Source organism: Agrobacterium sp. InxBP2, assembly GCF_026191755.1.
Classification (GTDB): domain Bacteria; phylum Pseudomonadota; class Alphaproteobacteria; order Rhizobiales; family Rhizobiaceae; genus Agrobacterium; species Agrobacterium pusense.
The window spans coordinates 22,610-37,804 of sequence record NZ_JAINDY010000026.1; the positions used below are offsets into that span (position 1 = coordinate 22,610).

General features: G+C 59.3%; 12 protein-coding genes. 6 read left to right on the forward strand and 6 right to left on the reverse strand.

Annotated features, from left to right (window positions below; all coding sequences use genetic code 11):
• The first annotated feature begins 12 nt into the window (after nt 1-12).
• Complete coding sequence (locus K7A42_RS08165) at nt 13-2,118, forward strand: TonB-dependent receptor plug domain-containing protein (protein WP_035207322.1); 2,106 nt, start codon at nt 13-15, stop codon at nt 2,116-2,118.
• A gap of 155 nt (nt 2,119-2,273) precedes the next feature.
• Complete coding sequence (gene soxR / locus K7A42_RS08170; protein WP_003584914.1) at nt 2,274-2,729, forward strand: redox-sensitive transcriptional activator SoxR; 456 nt, start codon at nt 2,274-2,276, stop codon at nt 2,727-2,729.
• 30 nt (nt 2,730-2,759) lie between these two features.
• Here soxR and amyA read toward each other — a convergent pair whose 3' ends face one another.
• From amyA to K7A42_RS08200, 6 genes are all read right to left on the reverse strand, one after another.
• Entirely contained in the window at nt 2,760-4,247 is a 1,488-nt protein-coding gene (gene amyA, locus K7A42_RS08175) for an alpha-amylase (RefSeq protein WP_282455057.1), read from the reverse strand.
• A gap of 111 nt (nt 4,248-4,358) precedes the next feature.
• Nucleotides 4,359-6,089 (reverse strand): acetyl/propionyl/methylcrotonyl-CoA carboxylase subunit alpha, encoded by a 1,731-nt coding sequence (locus tag K7A42_RS08180; RefSeq protein ID WP_282455058.1) that lies wholly within the window; start codon nt 6,087-6,089, stop codon nt 4,359-4,361.
• Entirely contained in the window at nt 6,086-7,696 is a 1,611-nt protein-coding gene (locus tag K7A42_RS08185) for a 5-oxoprolinase/urea amidolyase family protein (RefSeq protein WP_282455059.1), read from the reverse strand. The genes K7A42_RS08180 and K7A42_RS08185 overlap by 4 nt, the downstream gene beginning before the upstream one ends.
• A gap of 7 nt (nt 7,697-7,703) precedes the next feature.
• Nucleotides 7,704-8,513 (reverse strand): putative hydro-lyase, encoded by an 810-nt coding sequence (locus K7A42_RS08190; protein WP_022563283.1) that lies wholly within the window; start codon nt 8,511-8,513, stop codon nt 7,704-7,706.
• A gap of 11 nt (nt 8,514-8,524) precedes the next feature.
• Nucleotides 8,525-9,292: a LamB/YcsF family protein gene (locus K7A42_RS08195; RefSeq protein ID WP_282455060.1), complete on the reverse strand. Its 768-nt coding sequence runs from the start codon at nt 9,290-9,292 to the stop codon at nt 8,525-8,527.
• Nucleotides 9,293-9,311: 19 nt separating this feature from the next.
• Nucleotides 9,312-10,568, reverse strand: a complete 1,257-nt coding sequence (locus K7A42_RS08200) for an NRAMP family divalent metal transporter (RefSeq protein ID WP_282455061.1) — start codon at nt 10,566-10,568, stop codon at nt 9,312-9,314.
• A 266-nt stretch (nt 10,569-10,834) separates the two neighbouring features.
• On the opposite strand from K7A42_RS08200, the gene K7A42_RS08205 reads away from it, so the two are divergent.
• The 4 genes from K7A42_RS08205 to K7A42_RS08220 all read left to right on the forward strand — a co-directional run bounded on the left by K7A42_RS08205 (nt 10,835) and on the right by K7A42_RS08220 (nt 15,185).
• A complete protein-coding gene (locus K7A42_RS08205) occupies nt 10,835-11,500 on the forward strand; it encodes a GntR family transcriptional regulator (RefSeq protein WP_004437233.1) in 666 nt (221 codons plus the stop codon).
• A 99-nt stretch (nt 11,501-11,599) separates the two neighbouring features.
• Nucleotides 11,600-12,187, forward strand: a complete 588-nt coding sequence (locus tag K7A42_RS08210) for an ANTAR domain-containing response regulator (RefSeq protein WP_006699921.1) — start codon at nt 11,600-11,602, stop codon at nt 12,185-12,187.
• A gap of 33 nt (nt 12,188-12,220) precedes the next feature.
• Nucleotides 12,221-13,516, forward strand: a complete 1,296-nt coding sequence (locus tag K7A42_RS08215) for a CmpA/NrtA family ABC transporter substrate-binding protein (RefSeq protein WP_282455062.1) — start codon at nt 12,221-12,223, stop codon at nt 13,514-13,516.
• A 376-nt stretch (nt 13,517-13,892) separates the two neighbouring features.
• Nucleotides 13,893-15,185, forward strand: a complete 1,293-nt coding sequence (locus K7A42_RS08220; RefSeq protein WP_282455063.1) for a CmpA/NrtA family ABC transporter substrate-binding protein — start codon at nt 13,893-13,895, stop codon at nt 15,183-15,185.
• Nucleotides 15,186-15,195: the final 10 nt, after the last annotated feature.

Below are 15,195 nucleotides of genomic sequence, written 5' to 3' on the forward strand. Positions count from 1 at the left end.
CGGGGGCATAACATGGAATTGAAGTACCGGGGCTGCAAAAAGGCTTCGATGACAATAAAGACTACTTTTTCGGCAGCAATGGCGGGAACCGCGTTAAATATTGCTCTGCCCGCTTTTGCGCAGCAGGCATCCGAAAATACCACTGTTCTTGAGCAGATCGTCGTCACCGCGTCCGGTTTCGAGCAGAATGTAAAGGACGCTCCGGCCAGCATCACCGTCGTCACACGGGAGGATCTGGAAAAGGGGGCGTATCGCGACCTGACTGACGCCTTGCGCGAAGTGCAGGGCGTGTCTGTCACCGGGATCGCCAACGAAAAGGATGTTTTCATCCGCGGCTTGCCGGGCGCCTATACGTTGATCCTCGTTGACGGCAAGCGGCAGAGCACGCGCGATGCCCGCACGAACGGCAACTCCGGCTTCGAACAGAGCTTCGTGCCGCCGGTTTCGGCGATCGAACGTATCGAAGTGGTGCGCGGTCCCATGTCCTCGCTTTATGGCTCGGATGCCATGGGCGGCGTGATCAACATCATCACCCGCAAGGTCGGCGACGTCTGGTCGGGCTCCGTCACCACCGAGGGCACGGTTCAACAGCATTCGAAATTCGGCAATAGCGGCCAGGTCTCCTGGTATGCGAACGGTCCGATCCTCAAGGATCAGCTTGGTCTGCAGCTCTGGGGCAGGGGCTTCACGCGCGGCGAAGACCGCATTTTGAGCGGGACCACCGGCGCCAAGGAATATGATTTCAACGGCCGCCTGACGTTTACGCCGAACGAAGATCACGACATCTATCTCGAAGGTGGCAAGACAAGGCTGCGCCGTAGCGCCGAGCCTGGCGAATCGCTCGCGGCCAATAGCGACGGCACCTACAACATCAACACGCGTGACCACTGGTCACTCTCGCACACCGGCCGCTGGGGACCGACCACATCCGAATTCTCGTTGCAGCAGGAATGGGCGGAACGCACCAATTTCACCAGAAACATCCGAACCGGCCGCGTGACTGAAAATGCACGCTCGCCGGAGGTGCGCAATACCGTGCTCGATGGCAAGTTCACCACGCCTTTCGAGCTCTTCGGCAACCACACACTGGTCACGGGCGGCCAATATTTCGAGGCACGGCTGACGGACCAGAACCCGGGCCGCCGTACCGGCCGGGACGAGACGTTTTCGGCCACGCAATGGGCTCTATTCCTTGAGGATGAGTGGCGCATCGTCGACAATTTCGCGCTGACGGGCGGGCTTCGCCTCGATAACCATGAAAAATACGGCAATCATTTCAGCCCGCGTCTCTATGGCGTCTGGAGCGCCACGGAAGAGCTGACCATCAAGGGCGGCGTTTCCACCGGTTTCCGCGCACCGGAAATCCGTCAGATCGCGCCGGGTTATGCCTATACGACAGGTGGGGGCGGTTGCACCTATGGTCCGAGCGGCACTTGCGGTGTGATCATCGGCGATCCCAACCTCGAAGCGGAAAAAAGCACGAGCTACGAAGTGGCGGCACTTTGGGAGAATGGTGACGTCGCTCTGGGGGCCACCTATTTCTACACCGATTTCAAGGACAAGATTTCCAACGCGCTGGTGCTCAATCCCGATGGAACGCCAGTCCGCTGGAGCGAAGACCGCAACTACCGCCTCTGGTATAATTACAATATCGACGATGCGGTCATTCAGGGTGTGGAATTGACGGCGACCTGGTACGCGACGCCGGAACTGACGCTGCGCGGCAACTATACCTATACGCATTCCGAACAGAAGACCGGTGATTACCAAGGTTTTCCATTGGCGCGGACACCGGAGCATATGGCCAATCTGCGCGGCGACTGGGTGACACCGATCGATGGTCTTGAAGCCTGGGCCTCGCTGAATTACCACGGATCGGAAATCAATGCCGGCCCGCGCATCGGCACGAACGGCACGCCGGTGACGATCAACGGCAAGGCCGGTCGAAAATATGACGCCTACACCACGCTTGATATCGGCGCGAAATATGCGGTCGCCGAAAATGTCGATCTCAATGCCGCCGTCTACAACGTCTTCGACAAGGATGTCGGCACCGACGATTTCAACACCGTCATGGAAGGCCGTCGTTTCTGGATCAGCATGACAGCCAAGTTCTGATCCAGTCATAGTCGCGAAATTCGGAGGCGCCATCGAGCGCCTCTTTTTTTGACCGTTGTCTATTGACCTCAACTATGGTTGAGGAATTATACCGGCTGCTCTTCGTTGTGTTTCCGCGTTTCCGAGCGGAAATCGGTCCGGAAGCAGGAGCCAGAATGGAAAATACCATACTCAAACACAGCCTGACGGTGGGAGAGGTTGCCCGCCGCAGCGGCATCGCCGTCTCCACCATCCATTTTTACGAGGCGAAGGGATTGATCGAGGGCTGGCGCACCGCCGGCAATCAACGCCGTTATCATCGCGCCGTTCTGAGGCGCATCGCCATCATCCGCATTGCGCAGCGGGCGGGTATACAGCTGAGCATCATCAGGGACGCAATGGCCGACCTGCCGCAGGATCGGGTGGCGACAACAGCCGACTGGCGCAGGTTCTCCCAATCCTGGCGGGAAATGCTCCAGCTTCGCATCAACAACCTGATCATGCTGCGCGACCAGCTTACCGGCTGTATCGGTTGCGGGTGCCTTTCGCTGGATGATTGTCCGTTGCGCAATCCGAACGATGTTCTCGCCGATAACGGCGCAGGTCCGCGCCGCCTCGTTTCGGCAGAGTGAGCATAATTTTCGGACCGTTGGCCTTGTTGCTCACCCGGATTCGGCTGGCACCCAAACACTGACACTGCCGCCATTGGTGGGGAAGACGCCCTTGCCGCTCTCATCGAGGGTGATCTCCTCTTGACGGTGCCCGAGGAAGTCGCGCCAGACCGCCCTTGCATGATCCGGACCGAGATCGACATGCTTTTCCGCCGGTTCGCCATTCGACATCACCACGACACAGCCCGGCGCATCGGCGGTGCCATGGCGAATGAAGGCGATGCAGTTCGGGTCATCGAAAATGTCCGTCTGTACGCCATTGGCGAAACGGCTGCGCGCCTCTATGAGCTTCGGCAGGCATTCGATGGCCGGCATATCGATTTTGTACTCATTGCCGTCATTACCCGTGTCGGTATAGCTCGTGCCGAACAGATCGGGATAAAAAACGCAAGGCACGCCGTTTTCACGCAGCAATATGATCGCATAGGCGAGGGGCTTGAACCAGGGGTCCACCGGAGCCTCCAGCGATTGCAAGGGCTGGGTGTCGTGGTTATCGACAAGCGTGACGGCGTGATCGGGAACGACGGAAACAAGCGCACCATCGAAAATGCTGCGCATGTCAAAACCACCGCCCTGTTTCGACGCGTCGTGGAAGCTGTGGTGAAGGGCGACATCGAAAAGCATCAGCTGCTTGTCGACGAGTTCGAGATAGCTCTTCAAGGCCTCAAGATCGGGGTGCCAATATTCCGCTACGACGAAAAGATCGGGGTCAATAGTCTCGCGCATATGGCCGACCCAGTCGCGGAAGAACCATGCCGGAATATGTTTCGCGGCATCCAGACGGAAGCCGTCCACCTGGACCTGCTCGGAAAGCCAGCGGCCCCAATATTTGAGCTCTTCATAGACGGCCCGATTGCGAAACTCGACATCCGCGCCCATGAGATAGTCGAAATTGCCGTTTTCCTGATCGACTTCCTCGTTCCACTCACCGTCGCCATATTCGTTGACGAGCCGGAAAATGCCGTCTTCGGTCGGCTCTTCGATGTGATCGACGCCGCTGAAACATTTCTGGTCCCAGATGAATTTGGAATGCGCGCCGCCTCGGCCGGGAAAGGTGAAACGTGTATAAGCGAGTGCGGAAAAATCCTCGTCGTCGATATCCGTGCGATCGTCGGGATTGACGCGGCGAACCCGTACCTTTTCCTTCTCGTCGGCACCCATCTTGTGATTGAGAACGACGTCGTGAATGACACGGATGCCATTCTCTTTCAGCGTCTTGCCCGCATGCTCGAGGGCACCACGATCACCGTATTTGGTGGCGACGGTGCCCTTCTGGTCAAATTCGCCGAGGTCGAAGAGATCGTAGGTGTCATATCCAACCGAATAACCGCCGGCGGCGCCCTTGTAGGCGGGCGGCAGCCAGACGTCGGTGATGCCCATTTTGGCAAGGCTTTCGGCCTTCTCGGCCACCTCGCTCCATAATTTCCCTCCGTCCGGATAATACCAATGGAAGAATTGAAGCAAGGTGCGTCCGGCCATATGTCCCTCACGATGGTTAGCAGGTCGCGCCATAAACGGCCCGGTGACGAAAGGGTTCCGCCACCGGGGATGCGCGATCTGCGATTATGAGGTCGTTGCGGCGCTTCAATATTAGCCGGCTATTTCGAGCACCCTATCGCCGGCCTGAAGATAGTCGCCTTCCTTGCCGATCAGGCGGACCCTGCCGGCCCTGGTGGCGACAATCTGTGTCTCCATCTTCATTGCTTCCATGATTGCCAGGAGATCACCTTCCGAGACCGTGTCGCCATCTTTTACCTTGAAGGACTGCAAGGTGCCGGAAACGGGAGCGGTGATTTCACCCTCGTTCCTGTCGACCGCAGTGCCGGAAACGGACGCCTGGCCGCCGTTGACGCTGCCGAGGCTGGAAAGGAGAATGCTGGGCAGGCCGACCGAAACACGCTTTCCGTCAATCTCGAGATAGGTTCGTGTCATGGAAGGATCGTCGGCCGGTGCCGGGCGCTCCATGGCGTCGGGCACGGCCGCAAAATCGGTTTCGATCCAGCGGGTGTGAACCTTGAACCCATCCGTGCCAATGAAGTCGTCCGTCTCGATCGCGGCGCGATGGAACGGAAGAACGGTCGCGATACCCTCGATGCGGAATTCCTTCAGCGCGCGGCGGGCACGGCGCAGGACCTGATCTCGGTCGACACCTGTCACGATGAGCTTCGCCATCAGCGAGTCGAAGACACCAGGCACGACGGAGCCGCTGACGACACCGCTATCCATGCGAATGCCGGGACCGGACGGCGCGTCGAAAACCGAGATCGAGCCGGGCGTCGGCAGGAAGCCGCGGCCAGGGTCTTCGGCATTGATGCGGAACTCCATGGAGTGCCCGCGCGGTTCGGGCGTTTCGAGGACCCGCAGCTTCTGGCCTTCGGCAATACGGAACTGTTCGATGACGAGATCGATGCCGGTGGTTTCCTCGGTGACAGGATGTTCCACCTGCAGGCGCGTATTGACCTCAAGGAAAGAAATGGTGCCGTCAACGCCGAGCAGGAATTCGACGGTGCCGGCGCCGGAATAACCGGCTGCGGCGCAGATCGCCTTGGCGGCGTCATGGATTTTTTGGCGCTGCTCATCGGACAGGAAGGGGGCGGGGGCCTCTTCGATCAGTTTCTGGTTCCGGCGTTGCAGCGAGCAGTCCCGGGTGCCGAGAACAAGCACATTGCCGTGTTTATCGGCCAGAACCTGCGCTTCGATATGGCGCGGCCGGTCAAGGAAGCGCTCGAGAAAGCATTCGCCACGACCGAAGGCGGCGGTTGCTTCGCGCACGGCGGATTCGTAGAGGTCGGCGATCTCCTCCATTTTCCATGCAACCTTCAGACCTCGGCCGCCCCCGCCATGGGCGGCTTTGATGGCGACGGGCAGGCCGTGTTGTTCGGCAAAAGCGATGACTTCTGTGGCAGAAGAAACCGGACCGTCGCTGCCGGCCACCAGCGGTGCGCCGACGCCGGTGGCGATGCGCCGTGCTTCGACCTTGTCGCCCAGCGCCTCGATGACATGAGGATCCGGCCCAATCCAGATCAAGCCGGCATCGATGACGGCCTTTGCGAATTCCGCGCGTTCAGAAAGGAAGCCGTAACCCGGATGGACGGCATCTGCGCTGGCGCGTTTAGCAATCGAGATCAGCTTGTTGATATCGAGATACGTCCCGGCGGGCCGCACGCCTTCCAGCGCATAGGCTTCATCCGCCAGCCGGACGAAAAGCGCGCCCTGATCGGGATCGGCATAAACGGCGACCGATTTCAGGCCGTAATCGCGACAGGCGCGGATGATGCGCACCGCGATCTCGCCGCGATTGGCAATCAGCACTTTTTTCATCGCTTTTCTCCTCGGGATTCTATGTTCCTGGCCGCGATTTCGGCAAAGGGGCCGATCGGGCGAAATTTGATTTTGGCGTTGACGGGGATCTGCCCGGCAAGATCGAGATGATATTCCGCTACCGCGCCGATGACAGGATAACCTCCGGTCAGCGGGTGATCGGCAAGGAAAAGAACCGGCTGGCCGCTATGGGGAATTTGGATCGCGCCCGTTGCCGTGCCTTCGCTCGGAAGCTCCGCACTGTCCTTGCGTTCCACCGGCACGTCGCCTGAGAGGCGAATGCCGACCCGGTTCGATTGTGGGGTGACCTGCCAGAGCTGGCCAGTCAGCGTCTCGATACCCCTCTGCGTGAACCAGTCCGTTCGGGGCCCGAGAACGACATCCAGTGTCACGACCTCACCCGTTACCGGCGGCTCGAAAGCCGGAACCTCGTCGATCGATACGCTGGAAAGGCCGGACGTCTCACCCTTGAGCGGCAGGATGGCGCCTGCACCGACCGGCTCCGGGCCAACAACGGCAAGTGTATCCGTCGCGAAACTGCCGAGCACCGGCTCGACATCGAAGCCACCGCGCACCGCGAGATAACAACGCATACCTTTCGATGGTTGGCCGAAAGTGACAACATCACCGGCCTCAAGGGAAACCGGTGCATGCGCCTTTGCCACGAAACTGCGCTCTGCCGTCTTGATCGTGACGGGGCAGGGGGCGCCGGTTATGCCGATAACGGTACGGTTCGCGCTTTTGAAGGAAAAGCCGCCGAGCGTCAGTTCGAGACAGGGCGTGTTGACCGGATTGCCGACGATGCGGTTTGCGGCATTAAATGCGCCGCGATCCAGCGCGCCGGAGGCGGAGACACCCTGCCCGGTCTGGCCGAAACGGCCGAGGTCCTGAAAGATGGCTGGCATTGGCGCGGCAAGCACCTCGAAATGCGGGCCATCCTTTTTTGGTACTTTCCTGTCCGGTGCCGGAGCTGGGATATCTACCGTTCGACCGGTCTTGTCCATGTCGAAGAAACGCACACGGTAGCCCGGCTGAAACAGCGCGCCGGGGTCGCGGTCTATATCCCACATCTTCACCGGCGTCGTGCCGATGATCTGCCAGCCGCCAGGGCTGTTTTGCGGGTAGACGCCGCTGAAAGCACCGGCCAATGCTACGGAGCCGGCCGGAATACGGGTGCGCGGGCTTTGCCGGCGCGGGACATGCAGCGCGGGATCGCCTCCGACCAGATAACCAAAACCGGGAGCGAAGCCGCAGAAGGCAACGGTGAATTCGCTTTCGGTGTGCCGGCGGATAACCTCTTCGATGCTCAGGCCGGTTAGTTCGGCAACATCTGCAAGGTCTTCGCCATTATAACGGACGGGGATTTCGACAAGATTGTCCGACGGCGCGATCTTTGCCGAGAGATCGCGGCTCGCAAGCCGCGCAGCCAGCGCTTCGGAGCCGATCTTCTCGGGCCGGAACCGGATCATCAGCGTGCGGGCAGCCGGCACCGTCTCTTCTATGCCTTCGATGGGATCGTTCTGCAGCGAGGCGAAAAGCGCAAGCGTTTCATCGAGATCGGCGAGTTCGACAAGAATGGTGGCGAGGCTGACGGGAAGAAAACGCATCATATCCTCACGCGTGGTAGGCGGAATCGGGAATATCGGTAATGAACATGTGTCCCGGCGCATGGGTAATGGCAAAGGGAACACCGGATGCCATCACGGCGGCCTGTGGGGTGACGCCGCAGGCCCAGAAGACCGGAACCTCGCCGGGTTCAATCCGCACCGCGTCGCCGAAATCGGGCTTTGCGAGATCGGTAATGCCGATCTCCTCGGGCGCACCCACATGCACGGGCGAACCATGCACCGCTGGAAAACGTCCCGAAATGGTCGCCGCATCAGCGACGCGCGACGCCGGGATCGGCCGCATGGAAACGACCATATTGCCCTTCAGCCGACCGGCCGGACGGCAGGGGCGGTTGGTGAGATACATGGGCACATTGCTCTTGTCCGTCATATGGCGGATTTCGATACCCGCCTCCACCATCGGTGTTTCGAAGGTGAAGCTGCAGCCAATGAGGAAGGCGACGAGATCGTCGCGCTCAGCCCATGCGGCGGTGGCGTCAGCGGTTTCCTCAACAAGCTTGCCGTCACGCCAGATGCGATAAAGCGGCAGATCAGTCCTGAGATCGGCGCCAGGCGCCAGAAGAGTGGTCGGCGATCCCGGATCGGACACGTCGAGTACCGGGCAGGGCTTGGGATTGCGTTGCGCATAAAGCAGGAAATCGAAAGCCCAGTCGCGCGGCAGCACGATCATGTTCGCCTGCGTGAAGCCGGGCGCGATGCCGGAGGTAGGGGCGACAATACCGCCGCGATAGGTGGCGCGGGCCTTGCGGGCGGCGTCCGCGTCCGTGTGATTGAGATAGGATGTGGGTATCGTCATCGGCTATCCTTTCAGCGATTGGATGCAAAAGAGCGGATGTCGATGCCATCAGCCTCGAAGCGCCGGCGGATTTCCTGGGCGATGGCGACCGCACCGGGGCTGTCGCCATGTACACAGATGGATTGCGCCTCGATTTTTATAATACTGCCATCGATCGCCTCCAGCGTGCCTTCGCGGGCAAGCTGCACCATGCGGTCGGCAATTTTTGCCGCGTCATGTAATACGGCACCGGCTTCCCGGCGGGAAACGAGCTGGCCCTGAGGCGTATAGGCGCGATCGGCAAAAGCTTCGGCAACGACGGCAAGACCGGACTTGGGGGCGAGATCGAGGATGGGCGCGTTCGCAAGGCCCATCAACGCCAGTGACGAATCTATGGCCTTGATGCCGTCGATCACGGCTTGCCCCTGTTTCGCATCATTGGCGATGCGGTTGTAAAGTGCGCCATGCGGCTTCACGTAACGCACCGTGGTGCCCGCAGCGGCGGCAACACCCTTCAGCGCGCCTATCTGGTAGATGACATCGGCAATCAGTTCTTCCGAGGTGGCGTCCAGATCGCGGCGGCCGAAGCCGACGCGGTCAGGATAGGAGACATGGGCGCCAACGACCACGCCCTTTTCGGCAGCGGCCTTGACGGTGCGGTAGATGCCGGCCGGGTCGCCTGCGTGAAATCCGCAGGCGATGTTGGCGCTGGAAACGATGGCGAGCATCGCCTCGTCATCGCCCATGCGCCATGCGCCGTAACTTTCGCCAAGATCGCTGTTGAGATCGATAGCGGCCATGTTTGCCTCCCTTATTCCATCAGTAGCCGAGCAGGGCAAAGATCGCGCCCGCCGATTTATAGGCCATATACCAGGTGAGCGCGCAGGTCAGCACGCCAAGCACCAGCAGCCAGCGCGGGTAGTGGTACCCGTGCATCAGATTCGCGCGCTTCCAGGCGGCATACATGAAGATCGAAAGACCGATCGGCAGGACGAGACCGTTGAGACCGCCGACGAAGACGAGCATGGCTGCAGGCGGGGTGGTGATGATGACATAGGCAATCAGCGAAATGGCGATGAAGCCGACCGTTGCCAGATTACGCTGACGCTCCGTTATGTCAGGCTTGAAAGCTGTCAGGAATGACACGGAGGTATAGGCCGCGCCGATGATGCTGGTCATGGCCGAGGCGAGGAAGACGGCGCCGAACAGGCGGTAGCCGATATTGCCGGCGGCGGCATGGAAAGCCTGGCCGGCCGGATTCGCCGCCTTGCCGGAGAGATCGATGACCACGCCACTTGCGACAACGCCGAGGATGGCAAGGAACAGGACGTAGCGCAGGACGCCGGTGATGGCGATGCCGCTGAGCGCCGCGCGATTGACCGCGTTGATATTTTCAATGCCCACCATGCCCTTGTCCAGCAGGCGATGCGCACCGGCATAGGTGATGTAGCCGCCAACCGTGCCGCCTACGATGGTGGTGATGGTGACGAAATCGATGGTGTCTGGCAGGAAAGTCTGGCGGAAGGCTTCCGCGACCGGCGGGCCGGAAACATATGCCGCATAAACGATCAGCGCCAGCTTGACAAAGGCCGCGACGAAAACCACGCGGTCCATGGCAATGCCGGCGCGGCGGGACAGGAAGATTCCGATGGCCGCCAGTGCACCGATTGCACCGCCGATCTTCGGATCGAGATCGATCATGGCGTTGAAGCCGAGGCCCGCGCCGCCAATATTGCCGATGTTGAAGAACAGGCCGCCGATAATGACGAGAATCGCAAGCAGATAACCCGAACCCGGAATAGCGGCATTGGCAATGGCCGGTGCCCGCATGCGGGTAATGGTGACGATGCGCCAGATATTGGCCTGCACGACAAAGTCGATGAGGACGGAAATGACGATGGCGAATGCGAATGCGGCGCCCAGTTTAACCGTGAAATTTGCGGTCTGTGTGATGAAGCCCGGCCCGACGGCCGACATCGACATCAAGAACATTGCCGAAAGCAAGGCATACCGTTGATTCTTCGCCTTGCGCGCAACCTCGTTAGGGTCGGCGGGCGAGAGCTTATTCTGCTCCATGGATTTTCTCCGCTCCATTTGCAATCCGCCCCTCGCGGATGCTTTATGAGACCGAGTTTGGCCTGTTCCGCGAAATTGTCAACATTGTTCAACAATAAATAATAATCGTTCTCTTATTTTGTCTATTTGTTGGACGTTATGCGCATGAATTCAGCATGTTTTTTTCGTGCTTTGCTAATGCTTTGTGCTATGGGCAGAACATGCCGTGTCCGAACATGCCTGTCACGGAATTCCCGATGCTGCATTGCTCTTAGGAAAGGAGCGCCATGACGGAAACGATAGAGGGTCTGCCGCTTGCGGATCGATTGGCCAAGGGTATTCGTACCCTGCTGATATCAGGTGAGCTGGCGCCGGGGCAGCGCCTGTCAGAGGCAGCCTTCAGTGAACGTTTCGATGTCTCCCGCAATTCGCTGCGCGAGGCATTCCGGCTTTTGACCAAGGATGGGCTTCTGCGTCATGAGGCCAATCGCGGTGTGTTCGTCGCAGTTCCCACCATGTCCTCGGTCATCGATATCTACCGGGTGCGGCGCATGGTGGAATGCGGCGCGCTGCGGCAGGCCTGGCACAAGCACCCCGCGATCAAAACGATGCGGGCGGCGGTTGAGGATGCGAAGGTGAAGCGTGAGGCTGCTGATTGGCTGGGCGTGGGCAGCGCCAATATGAAATTTCATGCCGCTGTCGTTGATCTCCTCGACAGTGCCCGGATCAGCGATTTTTACGAGCGTATCGCCGCTGAACTTAGGCTGTGTTTCGGTCTCTTGAAAGATCCCGAACAGCTTCATTCTCCATTTGTCGACATGAACAGCAAGATTCTGTCACTGATGGAGGAAGGCAAGGCGCAGGAAGCGGGCGACGAGATGGACACCTATCTCAATCTTTCAGAGCGTACGGTCCTGAAAGCGCTCGAACGTGCCGTGGAACACGCCTCCTGACATAGCGGGCGGCGGCGGCGAAAGTCTCGTGCCGTACTGTTTCACTTTTGCCGATCAGGGCGATTGCCAAGTTTGCTGCGCTGCGTCATCAATGCTGGCATGACGCTTCGCGACCTGACAATTCTCGTTATCGACGAAAACGCGATCCGCGCTTCCATCATAGAGGAGGGCCTGCGCGAGGCGGGCTATCAGCGCGTTACCGTCATCCACGAGGTGAACGGGGTGGCGCGCACCATCGAGACGCTGCAGCCTGATGTCATTTTCATCGATCTTGAAAATCCCAATCGTGACATGATGGAGCATCTGTTTCAGCTCACCCGCACGGTTGGCCGGCCTATCGCCATGTTTGTCGATCGTTCCGACACCGCCTCCATCGAGGCAGCCGTCGAGGCCGGTGTCTCCGCCTATGTGGTGGACGGGTTGAAGAAAGAGCGTGTGAAACCGATTCTCGATATGGCGGTTAGCCGCTTCAATGCTTTCAGCCGCCTGCAGCGGGAGCTGGCCGATGCGAAATCGGCGCTTGAGGAGCGCAAGGTCATCGAACGCGCCAAAGGCATATTGATGAAGATGCGCGGCCTTTCCGAAGAAGAGGCCTTTGCACTTCTGCGGCAAACGGCAATGAACGAGAAAAAGAAGATTTCCGAGATCGCGCAAAGCGTGGTCACCGCGGCCGGTCTGTTGATGTGACGAAGACCAGCCGGACAGCGTGGAGTGAATAACATGGCGGCACCGGAACAAACGGCAGGACCAGACAGCGGAGCGACGAAAGCCCCGGGCGCACCGGCAAGGGTCGGCAGTGACCGGCAGAAAATCCTGCGTGCTGGCTTTATACCCCTTGTTGACGCATCGGTTCTTATCGCAGCGGCCGAATTCGGCTTTGCAGAACGCGAGGGCATTACGCTCGATCTCGTGAAAGACGTTTCCTGGGCAAATGTGCGTGACCGGCTGGCGTTCCGGCAATTCGACATTGCCCATATGCTATCGCCAATGCCCGTCGCCTCCATGCTCGGGCTCGGTTCCAACCCGTCGCCGACGATTACGCCTTTTTCACTCGGACGCGGCGGCAATGCAATCACGCTTTCAACCCGCCTGTTTGACCGCATGAAGGCCGTGACCGGACTTTCCGAAACGGCGGGAGCGCTCGAAAATGCTGAGTCGCTGAAGCGTGTGCTTGATGATATGCGTGCCCGCGGCGAGCCGCCACCGACGCTTGGCATGACCTACCCGTTTTCCTCGCATAATTACGAATTTCGCTACTGGCTTGCCGCTGGCGGCATTCACCCCGATAACGATGTCAAGCTTGTGGTCGTGCCGCCGCCGTTGACATCGGATGCGCTCGCTGCGGGAGCGATTGACGGTTTCTGCGTTGGAGCGCCGTGGAATATCGTCGCCGCCGAACGCGGTGTCGGCCGGATCGTTGCCGCCAAGCAGGATTTGTGGCCTTCCGCACCCGAAAAGGTCATCGGCATGCGGCCCGAATGGGCGGCAAACCAACAAGAAGCGGTCGGACGGCTGCTGACGGCGCTTGATGCGGCCGCGCGCTGGTGCGACCTTGCAGAAAATCACGATGAACTAAGCCGGGCCCTTGCCGATCCGCGTTACATTGGAGCGCCTGAGGCGATTATCCGTCGTGTGCTTGCCGGTGAATTCAGCATTGATAGCCGCGGGAATAGGCGCGTGATCAACAAATATTTCACCTTTCATGGTGGCCATGCGAATTATCCCCGGCAAAGTCAGGCTTTGTGGATTTACAGCCAGATGATCCGCTGGGGGCAGGCGGAATTTTCTCGCAAAGCCGTGGCGACCGCCTTGTCTTCCTACCGGCCGGATATTTACCGGGCGGTGCTGGGCGACGCCAATGCGCCTGATGATGCCGATATCCGTGTCGAAGGGCAGGAAGAGGGTGATCGTTTCGTAGATGGCCTCATATTCGATCCCGCCGACATAGAAGGCTATGTGAAGAAATTTTCAGTACGTACATCTACGGCTGTTTCTCACGCTTCCGGTGAGGCATAAACGGTCCCCAAGCTGGTCAAGCTGCGTAAAATTCAAGCGCGGGATTTCTCCATTTGCCCAAATGCAAGCCAAGAAAATCCCTGATTAAAATTTAGTCGTAAAGCTCATCTCCTGAAATACGCCTTTCTTTTCAGGGTTATAATCTAATTTTGATAAACTGGCACGCCTTTTGCTTCTTGTTTTTCGCACCGGTCAACGGCGATCGGAGCAAGCAGGGCGCGGCATAGGCGCTTTCAAAGACACAGACGTCGCAAGGTTTTGCAGTCCGGACTTCTCCCGTCCGCAGACGCAAACACCGAGCGGCGTTTTTTTATTTTCCGGTTTTTTCGCAAGCGAAAACGTCGCCTACGGGTGGCCCAATAAGGGGAACATGCGAATGAAAAAGATATTCTCCGGCGCTGTCAGCCGCCGCGCGATTTTGAAGACCACGGCCACCGCAGCCCTTGTCACTGCGGTACGCGGTGCGTTTCCCTCCGGGGCTTTCGCAGGCACCGCCGAGCCTGAGGTCAAAGGCGCAAAACTCGGCTTCATCGCACTGACCGACGCCGCACCGCTCGTTATCGCCGCGGAAAAGGGCCTCTTCGCCAAGCATGGCATGCCTGACGTCGAGGTTCTGAAGCAGGCGTCATGGGGCGCAACGCGCGACAATCTGGTGCTCGGCGGCGCTTCGAACGGTATTGACGGCGCGCATATTCTGACGCCGATGCCGTATCTGATGCATACGGGCAAGGTAACCCAGAACAATGTGCCGGTGCCGATGACAATCCTCGCCCGCCTGAACCTCGACAGCCAGGGCATCTCCGTCGCCAGGGAATATGCAGATACCGGCGTTCAACTCGATGCCTCCAAACTGAAGGTGGCGTTCGAGAAAAAGAAGGCGGAAGGCAAGGAAATCAAGGCCGCGATGACGTTCCCGGGCGGCACGCATGATCTCTGGATCCGCTATTGGCTTGCCGCCGGCGGTATCGATCCCGACAAGGACGTTTCCACCATCGTCGTTCCGCCGCCGCAGATGGTCGCCAACATGAAGGTTGGCAACATGGACGTCTTCTGTGTGGGCGAGCCCTGGAACGAGCAGCTGGTCAATCAGGGCATCGGCTTTACTGCCTGTACGACAGGCGAACTCTGGAAGGGCCATCCGGAAAAGGCGCTCGGCATGCGCGCCGACTGGGTGGAAAAGAACCCCAACGCCACCAAGGCGCTGCTGATGGCGGTCATGGAAGCACAGATGTGGTGTGACGAGATGGCGAACAAGGAGGAAATGTCCACCATCCTCGGCAAACGCCAGTGGTTCAACGTGCCGCCAAAGGATGTTCTTGGCCGTCTGAAGGGCAATATCAATTTCGGCAACGGCCGCGTGCTCGAAAACACCGGTCTGCAGATGAAGTTCTGGCAGGACCATGCCTCCTATCCCTTCCGCAGCCACGACAGCTGGTTCATCGCGGAAAACATCCGCTGGGGCAAATTCGCGCCCGACACCGATGTGAAGGCGCTGGTTGCGAAGGTGAACCGAGAGGATATCTGGCGCGCGGCCGCCAAGGATCTCGGCGTAACCGATCTTCCCGCCTCCACCTCGCGCGGCAAGGAAACCTTCTTCGACGGCAAGGTCTTCGACCCGGAAAACCCGTCGGCCTATCTCGAGAGCCTGTCCATCAAGGCGGCCTCCTGAGGAGGAGACC